The 19,201-nt window shown below is 54.0% G+C and carries 17 protein-coding genes; all 17 read right to left on the bottom strand.

Translation table 11 applies throughout. The features are described from left to right. Positions 1-89: 89 nt before the first annotated feature. Positions 90-1,241 (bottom strand): cell division protein FtsZ, encoded by a 1,152-nt coding sequence (gene ftsZ, locus L2097_RS16735; RefSeq protein ID WP_047371820.1) that lies wholly within the window; start codon positions 1,239-1,241, stop codon positions 90-92. A 60-nt stretch (positions 1,242-1,301) separates the two neighbouring features. After that, positions 1,302-2,558: a cell division protein FtsA gene (gene ftsA / locus L2097_RS16730; protein WP_039078371.1), complete on the bottom strand. Its 1,257-nt coding sequence runs from the start codon at positions 2,556-2,558 to the stop codon at positions 1,302-1,304. Further along, entirely contained in the window at positions 2,558-3,388 is an 831-nt protein-coding gene (ftsQ, locus tag L2097_RS16725; RefSeq protein ID WP_047371821.1) for a cell division protein FtsQ, read from the bottom strand. Before ftsQ ends, ftsA begins: the two co-directional genes overlap by 1 nt. Before the next feature lies 1 nt (position 3,389). Continuing rightward, complete coding sequence (locus L2097_RS16720; protein ID WP_047371822.1) at positions 3,390-4,310, bottom strand: D-alanine--D-alanine ligase; 921 nt, start codon at positions 4,308-4,310, stop codon at positions 3,390-3,392. After that, on the bottom strand, positions 4,303-5,775 hold the full coding sequence (gene murC, locus L2097_RS16715; RefSeq protein ID WP_142516604.1) for a UDP-N-acetylmuramate--L-alanine ligase: 1,473 nt from the start codon (positions 5,773-5,775) through the stop codon (positions 4,303-4,305). Before murC ends, L2097_RS16720 begins: the two co-directional genes overlap by 8 nt. Before the next feature lie 56 nt (positions 5,776-5,831). Continuing rightward, positions 5,832-6,899 (bottom strand): undecaprenyldiphospho-muramoylpentapeptide beta-N-acetylglucosaminyltransferase, encoded by a 1,068-nt coding sequence (gene murG, locus L2097_RS16710; protein ID WP_250353326.1) that lies wholly within the window; start codon positions 6,897-6,899, stop codon positions 5,832-5,834. Then, entirely contained in the window at positions 6,896-8,140 is a 1,245-nt protein-coding gene (ftsW, locus tag L2097_RS16705; protein WP_047371825.1) for a cell division protein FtsW, read from the bottom strand. Before ftsW ends, murG begins: the two co-directional genes overlap by 4 nt. Beyond that, a complete protein-coding gene (murD, locus tag L2097_RS16700; RefSeq protein ID WP_047371826.1) occupies positions 8,140-9,456 on the bottom strand; it encodes a UDP-N-acetylmuramoyl-L-alanine--D-glutamate ligase in 1,317 nt (438 codons plus the stop codon). Before murD ends, ftsW begins: the two co-directional genes overlap by 1 nt. A gap of 2 nt (positions 9,457-9,458) precedes the next feature. Continuing rightward, entirely contained in the window at positions 9,459-10,541 is a 1,083-nt protein-coding gene (mraY, locus tag L2097_RS16695; protein ID WP_039078364.1) for a phospho-N-acetylmuramoyl-pentapeptide-transferase, read from the bottom strand. Then, a complete protein-coding gene (murF, locus tag L2097_RS16690) occupies positions 10,535-11,893 on the bottom strand; it encodes a UDP-N-acetylmuramoyl-tripeptide--D-alanyl-D-alanine ligase (RefSeq protein WP_250353325.1) in 1,359 nt (452 codons plus the stop codon). Before murF ends, mraY begins: the two co-directional genes overlap by 7 nt. After that, positions 11,890-13,377 carry a UDP-N-acetylmuramoyl-L-alanyl-D-glutamate--2,6-diaminopimelate ligase gene (murE, locus tag L2097_RS16685; RefSeq protein ID WP_250353324.1) on the bottom strand — a complete coding sequence of 496 codons (1,488 nt, stop codon included), beginning with the start codon at positions 13,375-13,377 and terminating at the stop codon, positions 11,890-11,892. The genes murF and murE overlap by 4 nt, the downstream gene beginning before the upstream one ends. Further along, a complete protein-coding gene (ftsI, locus tag L2097_RS16680) occupies positions 13,364-15,133 on the bottom strand; it encodes a peptidoglycan DD-transpeptidase PBP3 (RefSeq protein WP_085005539.1) in 1,770 nt (589 codons plus the stop codon). Before ftsI ends, murE begins: the two co-directional genes overlap by 14 nt. Positions 15,134-15,148: 15 nt before the next feature. Then, positions 15,149-15,514: a cell division protein FtsL gene (gene ftsL / locus L2097_RS16675; protein WP_039078360.1), complete on the bottom strand. Its 366-nt coding sequence runs from the start codon at positions 15,512-15,514 to the stop codon at positions 15,149-15,151. Continuing rightward, a complete protein-coding gene (gene rsmH / locus L2097_RS16670) occupies positions 15,511-16,452 on the bottom strand; it encodes a 16S rRNA (cytosine(1402)-N(4))-methyltransferase RsmH (protein ID WP_103281670.1) in 942 nt (313 codons plus the stop codon). The genes ftsL and rsmH overlap by 4 nt, the downstream gene beginning before the upstream one ends. Positions 16,453-16,454: 2 nt before the next feature. Beyond that, positions 16,455-16,913 carry a division/cell wall cluster transcriptional repressor MraZ gene (gene mraZ / locus L2097_RS16665; protein ID WP_047371830.1) on the bottom strand — a complete coding sequence of 153 codons (459 nt, stop codon included), beginning with the start codon at positions 16,911-16,913 and terminating at the stop codon, positions 16,455-16,457. A gap of 607 nt (positions 16,914-17,520) precedes the next feature. Further along, complete coding sequence (cra, locus tag L2097_RS16660) at positions 17,521-18,525, bottom strand: catabolite repressor/activator (RefSeq protein ID WP_085005538.1); 1,005 nt, start codon at positions 18,523-18,525, stop codon at positions 17,521-17,523. A gap of 182 nt (positions 18,526-18,707) precedes the next feature. Next, on the bottom strand, positions 18,708-19,199 hold the full coding sequence (gene ilvN, locus L2097_RS16655) for an acetolactate synthase small subunit (protein ID WP_047371832.1): 492 nt from the start codon (positions 19,197-19,199) through the stop codon (positions 18,708-18,710). Positions 19,200-19,201 lie beyond the last annotated feature (2 nt).

Below are 19,201 nucleotides of genomic sequence, written 5' to 3'. Positions count from 1 at the left end.
GCCTAATTAACCATCCAACCGAAGTGTACTACACAATCGGTGGGGCAGTTTAGCACAAAGAGCGAAGATGCCCAACTTCCAGCGTATTCTTAATCAGCTTGCTTACGCAAAAACGCTGGAATATCCAGGTAATCCGGTTCTTTAGTCGTCTGCGGCGTATTGTCGTTGACCACTTTAGACTGAGGTTTCTGCTCCTGCTGCAGCGTCGACATACCGTGCTGCTGGTAGCGGTCCATTACCGGTTGCTGCTGCTGTTTGTTAGTCACAAGGGTAATTTCCGGACGTTTGTCCATACCAATACCGGTTGCTACAACAGTGACACGCAGCTCATCATTCATATCCGGATCCAGCGATGTACCAATAACAACAGTAGCATTGTCTGATGCGAATGCACGAATGGTGTTACCCACGGTTTCGAACTCATCCAGGCGCAGGTCGAAGCCCGCGGTGATGTTAACCAGCACGCCGCGCGCGCCAGACAGATCGATATCTTCCAACAGCGGAGAGGAAATCGCCATTTCCGCCGCTTCTTCTGCGCGGTCTTCGCCTCTTGCAACACCAGAGCCCATCATGGCGTAGCCCATTTCGGACATCACGGTACGCACGTCAGCGAAGTCAACGTTCATCAGACCCGGACGGGTAATCAGTTCGGCGATCCCCTGCACAGCGCCTTTCAGTACGTCGTTTGCCGCACCGAATGCATCCAGCAAAGAGATACCACGGCCGAGAACTTTCAGCAATTTATCGTTCGGGATAGTGATCAGCGAGTCCACATGTTTGGACAGCTCAGCGATACCCTGTTCAGCGAATGCCATTCGCTTCTTGCCTTCAAAGTTGAAAGGCTTGGTCACGACGGCAACCGTCAGGATACCCAAATCTTTAGCCACTTCCGCAACGACCGGTGCCGCACCCGTGCCGGTGCCGCCGCCCATACCCGCTGCGATAAAGACCATGTCAGCACCATCAAGCGCAGCGCGCAGTGCTTCACGATCCTCTTCAGCCGCATTACGACCTACTTCCGGGTTAGCCCCAGCGCCCAGACCTTTGGTGATACCACCACCGATCTGAATGGTCTGACCCACCGCGGTCTTACGCAACGCTTGCGCGTCGGTATTCACTGCGAAGAATTCAACACCCTCAATGCGCTCGCGCACCATGTGTTCAACGGCATTACCGCCGCCGCCACCGACGCCGATGACTTTAATCACCGCGTCGTTGGTCAGTTCCATAGGTTCAAACATAATTTCTCTCCGTTTTGTGCCTGTCGCCTGAGACCGCTAATGTTTTCCGGTCTCCGAAAATTAAAATTCTTTACGCAGCCAGCTGTTGATTCGTTTAAACCACGAGCCGACTGATGCACGTTTTTCCACTTCTGCTTCACCACTTAAATGGGTTTCTTTCCCGTAGTGCAGCAATCCCACCGCCGTTGAATAATACGGCTCCTGGGCGTAATCCGTTAAACCAGTAATATTGAGCGGCGCGCCAATACGCACTTGCGTATGGAATACACGCTGGGCACATGCCGCCAGACCTTCAATTTGCGCTGCCCCGCCCGTTAACACAATCCCCGCCGCCAGATGATGTTTCACCCCTTGCTGGCGAAGCTGCTCTTGTAACTGCAAAATCTCATCATTCACCAGATTGAGCAACTCGGTATAACGTGGCTCAATCACGTCGGCCAGCGTCTGGCGCTGTAAGCTACGCGGCGGACGCCCCCCCACACTTGGCACTTCAACACTCTCATCTTTACCCACGATGGAGCCCAGCGCACAACCATGACGAACTTTAATGGCTTCGGCGTCGCTTGGCGGCGTACCGAATGCATAGGCGATATCGCTGGTTACGACATTCCCTGCATACGGGATCACTTTCGTATGGCGCAGCGCTCCGCCTGTATACACAGCCATATCCATTGTACCACCGCCAATGTCTACAACGCAGACACCCAGCTCACGTTCATCCTCCGTCAACACGGAATAACTGGAGGCCAGCCCGGCGAAAATAAGTTGGTCAACTTTCAGACCGCAACGTTCCACCGCTTTAACAATGTTTTTCGCCATATCGTTATGGCAAGTGATCAGATGGACTTTCGCCTGCATACGTACACCCGAAAGACCTACCGGGTTTTTGATACCTTCCTGGTAATCAATGGCATATTCCTGAGGAATGACATGCAGAACGCGGTGTTCATCACGCACTCGCACCGATTTCGCCGTATGCACCACATTCTCTACATCTTCCTGCGTCACTTCTTCTTCTGAAATCGGCACCATACCAATTTCATTCTGGCAGCTAATATGTTTACCCGACAGTGCCAGATAAACAGAAGAAATCTGGCAATCGGCCATCAGTTCGGCCTGATCGATGGCGCGCTGAACGCATTTCACCACAGATTCCAGGTCGTTAACGCCACCTTTATCCATACCACGGGACGGGCAGCTTCCCACGCCGATGATATTGATCATACCGTCGGGCAGAACTTCCCCTACCAAAGCGGCTACCTTCGCGGTACCAATCTCCAGTCCTACTACCAGTTTTCTGTCCGTCGCCTTGATCATTATTGTTCTGCCTGTGCCTGATTCTGTTGCTGATTAGGGTCCTGAACTGGGGCCGGCTTCCAACCTACCGCCGCGCCAGAGTCATAGCGTAAATCCACGTAACTAATTTCTTTGCGATCCGCCTGCGCCTGCTGTTGCAGAACCGGGTACAATTCGACAAAGCGCGCCAGGCGTTTCATCGTATCGCCACGACCGAGGTTGAGCTTAATATCGTTATTAAGCGTCACCTGCCACGACCGCCGGGCAGTCATCGCCGCCTCTTTCAACGTGAATTTATCCTTCGCCAGCACCTGTCCCATGTCATGGAAGCCCTGTAAAACTTCGCTCTCACTCCCTTCCGGGCCATACAGCATGGGTAAAACCTGCTTGCTGGTTCGATCCGCAGGAACGCTGAACGAATTACCGTCCATGTCCACCATATGCTGATCATTCCAACGTGCTATAGGCACATATTCAACCAGATGAATCTTCAATTCATCAGGCCATTGCTTTCTGACACTTGCCTGCTTTATCCAGGGCAGACGCTCTATCTGGCTCTGGATTATATTGACATCCTGCGTCATAAACGTGCCGGGTGCGCCAAGCGCCAGAATAGACTGGCGAATATCGTCGTTGCGGGTGTAATGGCGATCGCCTGTCAACACCAGCTTCGACAATGGTAACCGTTGCGCATCTTCCATCCAGCCCAGGACTACCCAGCCGCTAGCCAACACGGTACACAACACCGTCAGCAGGAACAAAATTCCTGCAAGACGCGTTCCATTATTGCGGCGGGAGGATGGCATCTCCTCGACATCGCGATTTCGCGTGTTCAGCGCAGCCTGAGACATATCACTCCGCCAGTTCCAGAATTTGCACGACCAGTTGCGAGAAGGTTAATCCCGCCTGTCGCGCTGCCATCGGTACCAGGCTATGACTTGTCATACCCGGCGCGGTATTGGCTTCCAACAAATAAAACTGACCATCACTGTCTAACATGGCGTCAATTCGTCCCCAGCCCCGACATCCCAGCGCACGCCAGGCTTTCAGTACCAGGTTTTGTAAAGTGGCCTCATCGTTTGCTTCCAGACCTGACGGACAGAAATATTTCGTCTCATCAGAGAGATACTTCGCCTCATAATCATAGAAGGTTCCAGCGGGCTGAATACGAATTGAAGGTAAAATTTCTTTTCCGAGCATGGCAACTGTAAATTCGGGCCCACTTAGCCATTTTTCGATAAGAACTTCATCATCATGTTGAAAGGCAAGCGCTAACGCAGCCGTTAATGCACCAAATTCTTCAACTTTTGACATACCGACGCTTGAACCTTCGCGGCTCGGTTTAACGATAACCGGTAAACCTAACGCTTCAATGCGTTGAATAACGTCATTATTGAGCCCCGATTCAAATTCGTTGCGTGTTAAAGCAACCCACGGGGCAACAGGTAACCCCGCACCTTGCCAGAGCAATTTACTGCGTAATTTATCCATTGAGATTGCCGATGCCATAACGCCGCTGCCGGTATAAGGCACGCCTGTTAGCTCCAGCAACCCTTGCAGACTACCGTCTTCCCCGCCACGCCCATGCAGCGCAATGAATGCTTTATCGAAGCCCATCGCTTTCAGGCGAGTAACATCCACATCACGCGGGTCAATCGGGTGCGCATCAATGCCACCCTCACGTAAACCCGCAAGCACCGCAGCGCCGGAGTTTAATGACACCTCGCGCTCAGCAGAAATTCCGCCCAGCAGGACCGCGACTTTATCAGCCATTGCGCTCGTCCTCCTGTTGCGGCTTGAGTTTCGCTTCCGCCAACTGACGCGCAATCTTGCCAACGTTGCCCGCGCCCTGGATCAGAATTAAATCATTACCGGTCAGAACAGGAGCCAGCATAGCCGCGGTTTGAGCCGGATCGGATACCAGGATCGGATCGATTTTCCCACGGCCACGAATAGTACGGCACAGGGAACGGCTGTCCGCCCCCGGGATCGGCGTTTCGCCCGCAGAGTAAACATCCAGCATCAGCAGTGAATCGACCTGGGTCAGAACGTTGGCAAAATCGTCATACAGATCGCGCGTACGGGTAAAGCGATGCGGCTGGAAGACCATCACCAGATTTTTATCCGGCCATCCTGCGCGTGCCGCTTTAATGGTGGCATCTACTTCCGTCGGATGGTGACCGTAATCATCCACCAGCATCGCAGTCCCTGGCTTACCGTTAACGGACGCCAGCGGAAACTCACCCAGAAAATCAAAACGACGCCCGGTGCCCTGGAAGCTTTCCAGCGCGCTCAGAATATCTTCGTCATCGATACCTTCTTCTGTTGCCACCGCGACAGCTGCCGCTGCATTAAGCGCATTATGGCGGCCCGGCGCATTCAGCGTGACATGCAGTTCGGGTTTGTCCTGACGAATCAGGGTGAAATGCCCTTGTGCGCCTTCCTGCTGATAGTTTTCAATGCGCACATCCGCATCCTGGCTAAAGCCGTATGTGGTGAGCTGACGACCCACGCGCGGTAACAATTCGCGAATGACCGGATCGTCCACGCACATCACCGCGCGACCATAAAACGGCAGGTTGTGCAGGAAATTAATAAATGTCGTTTTTAAATTCTCGAAGTCGCCCTGGTAGGTATCCATATGGTCAGCTTCGATATTGGTGACAATCGCCACCATCGGTTGCAGGTGGAGGAATGACGCATCACTCTCGTCTGCTTCCGCGATTAAATAACGGCTATTGCCCAGACGCGCATGTACGCCTGCCGCTTTTACCAGACCACCATTCACAAAGGTAGGATCAAGCCCGCCTTCGGCATAAATGCTGGCAACCATAGCAGTCGTTGTCGTTTTGCCATGCGTACCGGCGATAGCAATCCCGTGGCGAAAGCGCATCAGCTCTGCCAGCATTTCGGCACGGCGAATCACCGGGATACGCGCTTCGTTAGCGGCGACGATTTCCGGGTTATCAGCTGCAATCGCGCTGGACACGACGACGACACTTGCATCGCTAACGTTCTCCGGGCGATGGTTGAAGTAGATTGTCGCGCCAAGCGACGCCAACTGCTGCGTTACCGGATTCGGCGCCAAATCAGAACCGCTGATTTGATAGCCTTCGTTAGCCAGAACTTCGGCAATACCGCCCATGCCAGCACCGCCAATGCCGACAAAGTGAATGTGCCGGACGCGACGCATCTCGGGCACGATTGAACGCAGTTTCGCCAGTTGTTGTGTATTCATTCTCTAAACGCCATCTACCACTTCAAATTCGCGCGACGCAAAAGGCGTCGCCAGTATTAAGCCTGTGCTGCAAGACTCACTTCTTTCGCCACTCGTTCAGTGGCATCGGGAATGGCAGCGGCACGTGCGCGCTCGGCCATTTCCAGTAATGCTTCCCGGTTCCAGCTCGCGAGCGTTTGTGCCACGGCATCGACCGTAAATTGCGGCTGCTCCAGAATCTTCGCGGCACCCGCTTTTTCCAGCGGCAGCGCATTCCAGTACTGCTGCCGATCCTTATGCTGGAACGGAACAAATAACGCTGGCAGGCCGGCGGCAGCGATCTCGCTTACCGTCAGCGCGCCGGAACGGCATACCACGACATCAGCCCAGGCGTAGGCCTGCGCCATATCATCAATAAATTCGGTCACTTTATGCTGAGGCTGCCCGGCATCGGCATAGGCCTGCTCAACGGCTTGTTGAGCGCCCTTTCCACTCTGATGCCAGATAGTCACCGCGCTGCCCAGTTTTGCCGCGACCTGCGGCATGGTCTGATTCAGTACGCGCGCCCCCTGCGAACCGCCCACGACCAGAACCCGTACTGGCCCTTCACGGCCCGGTAACCGTTCTTGCGGCAACGGCAGCGCCAGTACATCCACACGTACCGGGTTTCCTACCACGTCTGCTTTCGGGAATGCGCCCGGGAAAGCCTGCATCACTTTGGTGGCGATCTTTGCCAGCCATTTGTTGGTTAGCCCTGCAATGCCGTTTTGCTCATGCAGCACAACGGGAATGCCCAGCGACCATGCGGCTAGCCCGCCAGGGCCGGAGACATAACCGCCCATCCCCAACACGACGTCTGGCTTAAAGCGCTGCATAATGGCGCGCGCCTGACGCCAGGCGTTAAAAATTCTCACCGGCGCAAGCAGCAGAGCTTTTACACCTTTACCGCGAAGGCCGGAGATACGGATGAAGTCAATCTCGATACCGTGTTTCGGTACCAAATCGGCTTCCATGCGATCGGCGGTTCCGAGCCAGCGCACTTGCCAGCCCTGATCCATTAAATGGTGCGCAACCGCCAGCCCGGGGAAAACATGCCCGCCGGTACCGCCTGCCATCACCATTAACCGCTTCGGTTGACCGCTCATCGTGAACCTCGTGTAAACGCCTGGGCTTTTTCCAGACGCGTTTCATAATCAATTCGTAACAACAGCATGATCGCCGTCGACATAATCAATAAACTGGAGCCGCCATAACTGATGAGCGGCAGAGTCAGCCCTTTAGTCGGCAGCATACCTGCGGCAGCGCCAACGTTTACTAATGCCTGGAAGCTGAACCAAATGCCAATCGAGCAGGCCAGGAAACCAGAAAACCGTTGATCGATTTCCAGCGCTTTGCGTCCAATGGACATGGCGCGGAAAGCGACGAAGAATACCATTAAAAGTGCCAGTACCACACCGATATAACCCAGTTCTTCGCCGATGATGGCGAAGATGAAGTCGGTATGCGCTTCGGGCAAATACTCCAGCTTTTGTACGGAGTTCCCCAGTCCTTGCCCCCACAGCTCACCGCGACCAAATGCCATCAGCGACTGCGTCAATTGGTAGCCACTGCCAAACGGATCATCCCAGGGGTTCCAGAATGATGTCACACGACGAATACGGTATGGTTCAGCCAAAATCAGCAAAATCACCGCGGCGATACCGGAACCGATAATGGCGATGAACTGCCACAGTTTTGCCCCGGCCAGGAACAGCATCGCCAGCGTGGTAATAAAGAGCACCACCACGGTACCCAGGTCAGGCTGCGCCAGCAGCAGCACCGCAAGCACCATGATGACGCCCATCGGCTTGAGGAACCCGCGCAGGTTATTACGCACCTCATCAACCTTACGCACCAGGTAGTTCGCCAGATAACAGAACAGCGACAGCTTGGTAAATTCCGCTGGCTGGAAACGCATTACGCCCAGGTCAATCCAGCGCGACGCCCCGTTGATTGAGCTACCCACCACCAGAACAACCAACAGCATGACAATAGCGGCCACCAGCATTACCGAGCTCCAGCGCTGCCAGAACTCCATCGGCAGCCGCAGCGTTACCAGCCCCAGACAAAACGCCAGGAAAAGATACAGCGCATGGCGTTTGGCAAAGAAGAACGGGTCTGCGGTCAACCTCTGCCCCACCGGCATTGACGCCGACGTCACCATGATAAAACCGATCGCCGCCAGGCCCAGCGTCAGCCAGAACAGCGTGCGGTCGTACATGACCAGACTGTCGTTATCTTTCTGGCGTGAGCCCATCACCCAACCTTTTAATGCACCAAACAGCCAGCTCAGGATGCCAAATCCTGGCAGGTGCGGCATTCTCGGGCGGGGGAGACTTAAACGCATCAACCTAACTCCTGCGCCAGGCGGGTAAAGACATCGCCACGCTGTTCAAAGTTCTTAAACTGATCGAGGCTGGCGCAGGCGGGCGATAACAACACCATGTCGCCCGGCTGTACCCGCGTCGCGATCAGGCGCATTGCCTGTTCCATATCCTGCGTTTGCTCGGTAATTTCCGGACGCAGCGCAGCCAGTTCCGCACCATCGCGGCCAAAGCAATACAAGCGAACATTGCTGCCTTCGAGATAGCGTTTCAGTGGAGAGAAGTCTGCCGATTTACCATCGCCACCGAGCAGCAGATGCAGCGTGCCATCCACATGCAGGCCGTTCAGTGCCGCCTCTGTACTGCCGACGTTGGTCGCTTTGGAATCGTTAATCCAGCGCACACCATTGTGCTCCAGCGCCAGTTGGAAGCGGTGCGCCAGGCCAGTAAACGTGGTTAACGCTTTCAGGCTACTGGCGCGCGGCAATCCCACGGCATCGGCCAAGGCCAGTGCTGCCAGCGCGTTTGTATAATTATGCTGACCGCTAAGCTTCATCTCTTTAACGTTCAGAACCTTCTCACCTTTCACGCGCAGCCAGGTTTCCCCCTGCTGGCGATTGAGATGGTAATCGCCGACATCCACGCCAAAGCTAACGCAGCGCTCATCCGCGCCGCGCACTGGCATAGTCAGCGCGTCATCCGCATTGACTACACAAACTTTCGCATTTTCATAAACACGCAGTTTTGCCGCACGGTACTGCTGCAGACCAAACGGATACCGGTCCATATGATCTTCGGTGACATTGAGAATGGTCGCCGCGGCAGCATGCAGGCTGGATGTAGTTTCAAGCTGGAAGCTGGAAAGCTCCAGCACATAGAGATCGCAGGCAGATTCCAGCAGCATCAACGCGGGCAGACCGATGTTGCCCCCGACGCCCACATTCTTGCCAGCGGATTTTGCCATTTCGCCCACCAGCGTCGTAACCGTGCTTTTACCGTTCGACCCGGTGATCGCCACGATCGGCGCCTGCGCCTCGCGGCAGAAAAGCTCAATATCACCTACGATCTCGACACCCGCATCTGCCGCTGCGCTCAACGAAGGGTGCGCCAGCGCGATCCCTGGACTCGCGACGATCAGATCGGCCGCCAACAGCCAGTCATCATTCAGACCACCAAGATAGCGTTCCACCTCTTCCGGCAGCTTATCCAGCCCCGGCGGCGAAACGCGGGTGTCCATCACTTTTGGCGTAACGCCGCGCGCGCGGAAAAATTCCACGCACGAGAGTCCCGTCAGACCAAGACCAATAATGACGACTTTTTTACCCTGGTAATCTGCCATGATTAACGTACCTTAAGCGTTGCCAGACCAATCAGGACCAGCATCAGCGAAATAATCCAGAAGCGCACAATCACGCGCGGCTCCGGCCAGCCTTTCAGTTCATAGTGATGGTGAATCGGCGCCATACGGAAAATACGCTGACCACGCAATTTGAACGACCCAACCTGCAAAATCACAGACAGGGTTTCGACGACGAAGACGCCGCCCATAATGACCAACAGAAACTCCTGACGCAGTAGCACGGCGATAATGCCCAGTGCGCCACCTAACGCCAGCGAGCCCACATCCCCCATAAAAACCTGGGCCGGGTAGGTGTTAAACCACAGAAATCCCAGCCCTGCGCCCACAATTGCCGTACAGACAATGACCAGCTCGCCCGCATGACGCAGATATGGAATGTGCAGATAACTGGCGAAGTTCATGTTACCGGTCGCCCAGGCAACCAGTGCAAAGCCCGCCGCCACAAACACGGTGGGCATAATCGCCAGACCATCAAGGCCGTCAGTCAGGTTGACCGCGTTACCTGTCCCCACAATCACGAAATACGCCAGCAGGATGTAGAAGATGCCCAATTGCGGCATGACATCTTTAAAGAACGGCACCACCAACTGTGTAGCTGGCGTGTCGTTACCCGCAAGGTACAGCGCGAACGCAACGCCCAGCGCAATCACCGACATCCAGAAATATTTCCAGCGGGCAATCAGCCCCTTTGTGTCTTTACGCACGACTTTGCGGTAGTCATCGACAAAACCAATGATGCCGTAGCCAACCAGTACAACCAGAACACACCAGACGTAGGGATTGGACGGGTAAGCCCACAGGAGTACAGACACCACGATCGCGGTCAGAATCATGATGCCGCCCATAGTCGGCGTACCGCGTTTACTGAAATGCGACTCCGGGCCATCGTTACGTACGACCTGGCCAAATGAGAGTTTTTGCAGACGGGCAATCATGCGCGGCCCCATCCACAAAGAGATGAAGAGCGCAGTCAGCAGGCTGACGATGGCGCGAAACGTCAAATAGGAGAAGACGTTAAAGCCGGAATAATATTTGACCAAATGTTCGGCCAGCCAAACTAACATGCCCTTTTCTCCTGTAATGCGCGTGCAACCTCTTCCATGGCGGCACTACGTGAACCTTTCACCAAAATGGTAATAATTTGCTTCTCGGCAATCAGCGCCTCTAAACGCGCAACCATTGCCGCCTTATCATCAAAATGCTCACCGACTCCGCTGGCATCACTGATGGCTTTACTGATCTTGCCGACGCTTAACACACGATCGATACCAACAGCTTTTGCCGTTTCCCCCACCTGAACGTGACACGCCTGACTTTCATCACCCAATTCCGCCATGTCGCCGACAACCATGACCCGATAGCCCGGCATTTCGGCTAAAACATGTGCCGCCGCCGTCATCGATCCCACGTTGGCGTTGTAGCTGTCGTCCAGCAGTAATTGGTTTTCGCCAAGTTGCACCGGGAAAAGACGCCCCGGAACCGCTTTCAGATTAGCCAGACCCTTTTTCACTGCGTCATGCGGCGCCCCTACCGCCATCGCCAGCGCAGTTGCCGCCAGCGCATTCGCGATATTGTGACGCCCTGGCAATGGCAACGTGACATCTATACCGCCCGTTGGGGTTTGCAGCGTGAATTCTGTACCGTGCGAGGTCACATGAATATTGGTCGCGGTAAAATCGCTGTTGGCAGCATTTGGCGAGAAGCGCCAGACTTTGCGATTGCCGATGATGTTCTGCCAGTTCAGCCAGTCATTGTTATCGGCATTCATAATGGCAATGCCATTGTCCGGCAAGCCGGTATAAATCTCGCCTTTGGCCTTTGCCACTCCGGCCAGAGAACCAAACCCTTCCAGGTGTGCTGCCGCAAGGTTGTTAACCAGCGCCGCTTCCGGACGGGTCAGCGCCACGGTCCAGGCGATCTCGCCCTGATGATTAGCGCCAAGTTCAATCACCGCATACTGATGTTCTTTTGTCAGGCGCAGCAAGGTCATCGGCACACCGATATCATTGTTCAGATTCCCGGCGGTATAGAGCGTATTGCCACATTCACTGAGAATGGCGGCCGTCATCTCTTTCACCGATGTTTTGCCGGAAGAGCCGGTCAGTGCCACAACGCGAGCAGGTACCTGCTGACGAACCCAGGCTGCCAGTTCGCCAAACGCGAGACGGGTATCCTTCACCACCACTTGCGGCAGATCGATATCCAGTTTGCGACTGACTAACAGCGCGCCAGCACCGCCCTCCTTCGCTTTATCAGCGAAATCATGAGCATCGAAACGTTCACCTTTCAGCGCCACAAACAGGCAACCAGAGGTCAACTTACGGGTATCGGAAGTAACCGCTTCAATGGTTGCGTCTGCACCATGCAGTTCGCCGTGCAAAATGCCGCCGAGCTGGCTAAGCGTTACGCTAATCATGCGATCACTCCCAACAGACGCGCCGCGGTGACACGGTCTGAATAATCGAGACGGTGGTTACCGACAATTTGATAATCTTCGTGGCCTTTACCTGCGAGCAGAACAACGTCATCTTCTTTCGCCTGCATGATGGTGTTGGTGACCGCTTCTGCGCGGCCTTCCATCACATGTGCGCGGCCCGCATCAAGCATTCCCGCCAGGATATCGTCGATGATGGCTCGCGGCTCTTCGGTACGCGGGTTGTCATCCGTTACGACCGGAATATCGGCGAACTGCTCGGCAATAGCGCCCATCAGCGGACGCTTGCCTTTATCGCGATCGCCACCGCAGCCAAATACGCACCACAGTTTTCCGGTGCAGTGCAGTCGTGCCGCCTGCAACGCTTTTTCCAGCGCATCCGGCGTATGTGCATAATCCACCACCACGGTTGGTTTGCCCGGCGCGCTGAACACTTCCATACGCCCACAAACCGGCTGCAGACGTGCGCCAGTATTAAGTAAATCAGCCAGTGGATAACCCAGCGCCAGCAATGTCGCCAGCGCCAGCAGCAGATTGCTGACGTTAAAGGCGCCCATCAGGCGGCTTTCAATCTCACCCTCGCCCCAGGAGGAGGCAAAACGGATAGTCGCGCCGCTGTCGTGGTACACCACGTTGGTCGCTTTTAGCCAGCGACCATGACAATCAGGGTTGATATAGTCTTCCATCGACACGGCAACTGCATCAGGCAGTTTTGCTAACCAACGGCGTCCGACTTCATCATCAGCATTGACGATGGCCTGACCGAAATGGTGAGCAGAAAACAGCAGCCATTTGGCCGCTTCGTAATTGGTCATGTCGCCGTGATAGTCCAGATGATCGCGGCTCAGATTCGTAAAGACAGAGGCAGCAAATTTCAATGCCGCTACGCGGTGCTGAACCAGCCCGTGAGAAGAGACTTCCATCGCGGCGAACGTTGCGCCTTGCTGCGCAAGATTTGCAATCACATGCTGCACATCAACGGCGGAGCCAGTGGTATTTTCCGATGGGACCACTTTGCCCAACAGACCATTCCCCACAGTGCCCATCACCGCGCTGGTTTCACCAAGCAGTTGGCTCCATTGCGCCAGCAACTGTGTGGTGGTGGTTTTACCGTTAGTGCCAGTCACGCCAATCAGACGCAGTTGCTCAGAAGGCTCGTTATAAAAACGTCCGGCCAACGCAGAAAGACGCTCATTTAACTGGCTCAGATAGATAACCGGTACGCCATGCATCTCGCGAATTTCGCCGTCGGAGGCCTCATCTTTCGCCTCGGCAATAATGGCAGCCACACCTTGCGCAATCGCCTGCGGGATATATCGACGCCCGTCCGCCTGATGACCCACGACTGCAACAAAAAGATCACCCGACGCCGCTACCCGGCTGTCGAGTGTCATTTCTCGCAGTGCTCGCTCCGGCGCACCTGGCACCCACGGAGCAAGAAGGTCGCGCAAATTACGATCTGCCACCTGTTCCCTCGCCTTGATTAATTACGAATTCATTCTTATCGCCCGTTGTCAGCGCATCCGGTTCGATGTTCATGGTGCGTAAAACGCCGCCCATGATGGCACCAAACACCGGCGCAGAAACGGCGCCACCGTAGTATTTACCTGCTTGTGGATCGTTAATAACGACCACCAGCGCAAAGCGTGGATTACTGGCGGGCGCAACACCCGCGGTATAAGCAATGTATTTGTTGATGTAGCGGCCATCCGGCCCCACCTTCTTCGCCGTACCGGTCTTAATCGCGATGCGGTAGCCTTTAATCGCCGCTTTTACACCGCCGCCGCCAGGCAGGGCCACACTCTCCATCATATGTACGACATTACGTACGATAGATTCATTGAAGATGCGTTCGCCCGGAACAGGGGGATCAACTTTGGTTATCGACAGCGGACGGTAGACACCGTAGCTGCCGATAGTTGCATAGACTCGCGCTAACTGTAACGGCGTTACCATCAGCCCGTAGCCGAAAGAGAAGGTGGCCCTCTCTATGTCAGACCACCGTTGTTTTTGAGGAAATAAGCCACTGCGTTCTCCGACCAACCCCAAATTGGTCGCCTTTCCCAGCCCAAAACGTGAGTAAGTATCTACTAACGCTGAGGACGGCATCGCTAACGCCAGTTTAGAAACACCAACGTTACTCGACTTCTGTAGAACCCCGGTCAGGGTCAATTCGCTGTAGCGCGCCACATCTTTGATTTCGTGGCCGTTAATTCGGTATGGGATCGTGTTCAATACGGTGTTAGGCGTCACGACGCCACGCTGGAGCGCGGTCATCACCACCATGGGTTTCACCGTCGAACCTGGTTCGAAGACGTCGGTAATGGCGCGGTTACGCATGGCGTCTTTCGCGGTACCGGTGAAATTGTTCGGGTTGTAAGAGGGGCTGTTCGCCATCGCCAGCACTTCGCCGGTGTTCACATCCACCAACACGGCACTGCCCGATTCCGCTTTGTTAAATGCCACTGCATTGTTCAGCTCGCGATAGACCAGCGCCTGTAGGCGTTCGTCAATACTCAGCGCAAGGTTATGCGCCGCCTGGCTGTCGGTAGAGGAAATATCCTCAATCACGCGGCCATAACGGTCTTTACGCACAATACGCTCACCCGGCTGACCGGTAAGCCACTTATCAAAGCTTTTCTCGACCCCTTCGATACCTTCACTGTCGACGTTAGTGAAGCCGATGAGGTGAGCAGTTACTTCGCCCGAAGGGTAATAACGGCGGGACTCTTCGCGAAGGTGAATCCCCGGCAACTTAAGCTTTTTGATGTACTCGCCAAGATCGGGGTTCACCTGACGCGCTAAATAGATAAAGCGCCCTTTCGGGTTAGCATTAATGCGCGAGGAAAGTTGATCGAGCGGGATAGTTAATGCGTCAGAAAGGGCCTTCCAGCGATTATCGAGCGTTACGCCACCGGCATCCTGCACCTCTTTCGGGTCGGCCCAAATCGCTTTCACCGGCACACTCACTGCCAGCGGGCGGCCAGAACGGTCGGTAATCATACCGCGAGAGGTCGCGACTTCTTGTACGCGCAGCGAACGCATATCCCCTTCACGCACCAGCATATCGGGGTTCACAATTTGCAAGTACGCCACGCGACCCAGCAAAAAGCCCAGCGCCAGCAAAATGCAGCCGCAAAGCAAGGCAAAACGCCAGCTCACAAAGCTGGCCTGTTCTTCCTGGCGTTTCGGTTTTGGCGTTTTCACCGCTGCGGCTTTCATGCGTCGCGTGGTTCCTTATTTCTGTACAACAATGTTTTCCTGGGACGGATCGACATGCTGCATTTGCAGCTTCTCGGTCGCGATCCGCTCAACCCGGCTATGATCGCCGAGCGCATTCTCTTCAAGGATCAAGTTGCGCCATTCAATATCCAGCGCATCGCGTTCCAGCACGAGTTGTTCACGCTGAGCCGTCAACAAACGGGTATGATGCGAGGTGGTGACAACCGTCACCGCCGTCATAATGATGCAAATGAACAAGCAGAGTGGCAGTTTCCCAAATCGCAAAAGGTCGTCGCCGATCACGCCAGGCAAGGCATGGCGCTCGTTGCTTCCTAACGACACTTTAACTTTGCTAAGGGTCTCTGACACTCTGCCGATCATGCGTTCGTCCTCTCTGCAATACGCAGAACTGAACTACGGGCACGTGGATTCTCAGCCACTTCTTCTTCGCCCGGCATCAACTTGCCTAGTGCTCGTAACTGACGGCCACCCAGTTTCCTGAGTTGCTCTTCCGTCATCGGTAATCCTGCCGGAACTTGTGGACCGCGGCTTTGCTCACGCATAAAACGTTTTACAATGCGGTCTTCCAGCGAGTGAAAACTGATGATCGAGAGCCGCCCTCCCGGGGCCAGGACGTCGATCGAGCTTTTTAGCGCCAGCTCTATTTCCTCCAGTTCACTGTTTACCCAGATACGAACCGCCTGGAAGGTACGGGTCGCAGGATGTTTGAATTTATCTTTCACCGGTGTCGCTGCAGCCACCACCGCAGCCAGCTCTTTGGTGCGGGTCATCGGTTCTTCACGGTTACGTTCGACGATGGCACGCGCGATGCGTTTACCAAAGCGCTCTTCACCAAAGGTTTTTATTACCCAGGCGATATCGGCTTCATCGGCCGTTCGTAACCACTCGGCAGCAGACTGACCGCGCGTCGGATCCATACGCATATCAAGCGGACCGTCACGCATAAAAGAAAAACCGCGCTCAGCATCATCAAGTTGCGGAGAAGAAACCCCAAGATCGAGCAGAATTCCGTCGATCTTACCGGTGAGACCACGCTCGCTGACATATTCAGCCAACGCGGAAAAAGGACCATGCACAATGGAAAAGCGGGGATCATCAATCGTTTTTGCGACGGCAATCGCTTCCGGATCCCGATCAATAGCCAGCAGACGTCCTTCCGCACCCAGATGGGAGAGGATCAGGCGTGAGTGACCACCGCGGCCAAAAGTGCCATCAATGTAAATGCCATCCGGACGAATGTTCAGGCCATTAACGGCCTCATCCAGTAGCACCGTTGTGTGTTTAAAATTTTCCATCATCATTACAGAGACAAATCCTGCAATCGGTCTGAAAGTATTTCAGTGCCCGCTTGCTCAGCGTCGATATCTTCCTTGACCTGTTGATACCAGGTCGTTTCGTCCCACAGCTCGAATTTATTGAACTGTCCGACCAGCATCACTTCTTTCGTCAGCCCGGCATGTTGCCGTAAAACGGGCGCGATTAATAAGCGCCCTGCGTTATCCATCTGACATTCGCTGGCATGCCCCAGCAAGAGACGTTGTACCCGGCGCTCTTGTGGATCCATGCTCGACAGACGCGACAATTTTTGCTCAATAATTTCCCATTCGGGTAAGGGGTAAAGCAGCAGGCAGGTGTGACGGATGTCAATGGTACAAACCATTTGACCGGAAGCTTTCTCCAGCAGCAAATCCCGATAACGGGTCGGCACGGCTAATCGGCCTTTGCTGTCGAGATTGACTAATGTAGCTCCACGGAACATACCAGCCCCACCCCTGAGTGACCTATTTCACCACTTTATCCCACAAATCCCCACCAAAGGAGTTTACGGAGCGGAGGAAAAGCTTGTCAAGCCAGTGCAAAGGCTAACCAGAATAAAAGATCCCTTATTCGCGGTTACATTCCACTTTGGTGAAATACCGCTCAACTAATGAGGCAAATTAACGTCATGAATATTTGTAAGAAAAAAACTGAATATGCATTGGGGCGTTAAAAACCACTTATTTTATGCGCGCGAAATATAAAGTGTCAGTTTGCGACGCGGGCGGCATTTTAAGACATATTGCAGCCAGATAACAGTGCCAGATACCGCCTGCGCGGCGGGGGAACTCTAAGAATAGCCGCAGACATAAAGTCCGCATTCAAAAAGTGGTTGTTATTTCAACGATTACGCCGGGAGATGTAACAAAGTAATACGAGAGACACGTTCAGTTACGTCTTAATTACTTTAAAATGTGTCCTGAGTGAAATAAGGCAAATTAATTAAATTAACAGCCTTAAAAATAAGGATTTATCTGAATTGGCAATAAAATTAATTATCGCCTTTCATTCGCAACAAAAAGGCAGCGATTACTGCCTTTATTTGATCACTACACGCGGCTTAATACGCCACGACGGTAGAGGTTACGACGAATGCGGCTCAAACCCGCCTTAGGTTTACGCGGCTCGTCCAGACTGGCAAGCACAATCTCCAGCACGCGTTCAGCAACATCCCGATGACGCTGCGCCACCGCCAGGACCGGGCACTGCAGGAAGTCCAGCAACTCATGATCACCAAAAGTAGCAATGGCCAGGTCAGACGGTAACTTACCATCGCGGCGCAACGTAACATCCAGCACGCCTTGTAATAGCGCAAAAGAGGTAGTGAAAAGCGCCTGCGGCATGGTGTGCGTTTCCAGCCATTTTTCAAATAACTGCGCAGCAGCTTCGCGCTCATAGCTATTTGCATAGAGATAATCCACTTCACGCGGATCGTCCTTCCAGGCAGTACGGAAACCCTGCTCGCGCAGGAAGCTAACAGAAAGTTCAGGCAGCGCACCCAGGTAGAGTACTTTTTCTGCCGGGAATTTGCGTAATTCCGCCGCCAGCATTTCCGAGTCATCCTGATCGGCGCCGACAACGCTGGTGAAGTGTTCACGATCCAGAGCGCGGTCAAGTGCAACTATAGGAAAGGCATCATTGGCCCAACGCTGATAGAAAGGATGCTCCGGCGGCAACGATGTTGAAACGATAATGGCATCCACCTGGCGCTGCAGCAGATGTTCGATACAGCGCATTTCGTTATCTGGCTGATCTTCCGAGCAGGCGATAAGCAGTTGATAACCGCGTTGACGCGCCTGCCGCTCCAGATAATTTGCAATACGCGTATAACTGGTGTTCTCCAAATCAGGAATAACCAGCCCAATGGAGCGAGTACGTCCCGCTCGCAACCCAGCCGCCACCGCATTCGGGTGGTAATTATGCTCACGTACGACCGCCATAACTTTCTCGACGGTTTTGTCGCTGACACGATATTGCTTTGCCTTTCCATTAATGACATAGCTTGCCGTGGTACGTGAGACGCCGGCTAGCCGGGCGATTTCATCCAGTTTCACAATTGCCCCTCAAAAAATAAAAGATACTCCATAACCTTTTTAGGGATATAGGTTAAATTCCATAACATCTAAGCGCAGAATAGACACTGCGGCAACAGCTTTTGTGTTCGCTTCCGGCGGATTTCGCAAAAAAAAAGCCCAGCGGATAACGCCAGGCCAGGAAAATGACGTACGCGTAACACTTAACGCATGATTTTGTCGCCGCGCGATAAACCGACCACGCCAGACCGCGCCACCTCAACGATTTTAGCCACATCACGAATGGTCGCCAGAAAAGCATCAAGCTTATCACTGGTGCCTGCGAGCTGAACCGTATAAATAGAAGGCGTGACATCAATGATCTGCCCGCGGAAGATCTCCGCGTTGCGTTTGACCTCTTCACGACCATAACCGCTGGCCTGGACTTTCACCAGCATGATCTCGCGCTCAACATAGGCACCCTGCCCAAGCTCATTTACACGTAACACATCAACCAGCTTGTGCAGTTGCTTTTCAATTTGCTCCAGCACTTTGGCGTCACCGACCGTCTGAATCGTCATTCGCGAAAGTGTAGGATCATCTGTCGGTGCCACCGTCAGACTTTCAATGTTATAGCCACGCTGGGCAAAAAGGCCGATCACGCGCGATAACGCGCCCGATTCATTTTCCAATAATACAGATAATATCCGGCGCATAA

This window comes from Citrobacter sp. MNAZ 1397, from assembly GCF_023613995.1.
GTDB classification, from domain to species: Bacteria; Pseudomonadota; Gammaproteobacteria; order Enterobacterales; family Enterobacteriaceae; genus Phytobacter; species Phytobacter ursingii.
This window is presented reverse-complemented; position numbering and strand designations above follow the sequence as displayed.

Excerpts from the sequence above, each read along its gene's own strand:
- ftsZ (WP_047371820.1), bottom strand. The coding sequence starts at position 1,241 with ATGTTTGAACCTATGGAACTGACCAACGACGCGGTGATTAAAGTCATC.
- ftsA (WP_039078371.1), bottom strand. The coding sequence starts at position 2,558 with ATGATCAAGGCGACGGACAGAAAACTGGTAGTAGGACTGGAGATTGGT.
- ftsQ (WP_047371821.1), bottom strand. The coding sequence starts at position 3,388 with ATGTCTCAGGCTGCGCTGAACACGCGAAATCGCGATGTCGAGGAGATG.
- L2097_RS16720 (WP_047371822.1), bottom strand. The coding sequence starts at position 4,310 with ATGGCTGATAAAGTCGCGGTCCTGCTGGGCGGAATTTCTGCTGAGCGC.
- murC (WP_142516604.1), bottom strand. The coding sequence starts at position 5,775 with ATGAATACACAACAACTGGCGAAACTGCGTTCAATCGTGCCCGAGATG.
- murG (WP_250353326.1), bottom strand. The coding sequence starts at position 6,899 with ATGAGCGGTCAACCGAAGCGGTTAATGGTGATGGCAGGCGGTACCGGC.
- ftsW (WP_047371825.1), bottom strand. The coding sequence starts at position 8,140 with ATGCGTTTAAGTCTCCCCCGCCCGAGAATGCCGCACCTGCCAGGATTT.
- murD (WP_047371826.1), bottom strand. The coding sequence starts at position 9,456 with ATGGCAGATTACCAGGGTAAAAAAGTCGTCATTATTGGTCTTGGTCTG.
- mraY (WP_039078364.1), bottom strand. The coding sequence starts at position 10,541 with ATGTTAGTTTGGCTGGCCGAACATTTGGTCAAATATTATTCCGGCTTT.
- murF (WP_250353325.1), bottom strand. The coding sequence starts at position 11,893 with ATGATTAGCGTAACGCTTAGCCAGCTCGGCGGCATTTTGCACGGCGAA.
- ftsI (WP_085005539.1), bottom strand. The coding sequence starts at position 15,133 with ATGAAAGCCGCAGCGGTGAAAACGCCAAAACCGAAACGCCAGGAAGAA.
- ftsL (WP_039078360.1), bottom strand. The coding sequence starts at position 15,514 with ATGATCGGCAGAGTGTCAGAGACCCTTAGCAAAGTTAAAGTGTCGTTA.
- rsmH (WP_103281670.1), bottom strand. The coding sequence starts at position 16,452 with ATGATGGAAAATTTTAAACACACAACGGTGCTACTGGATGAGGCCGTT.
- mraZ (WP_047371830.1), bottom strand. The coding sequence starts at position 16,913 with ATGTTCCGTGGAGCTACATTAGTCAATCTCGACAGCAAAGGCCGATTA.
- ilvN (WP_047371832.1), bottom strand. The coding sequence starts at position 19,199 with ATGCGCCGGATATTATCTGTATTATTGGAAAATGAATCGGGCGCGTTA.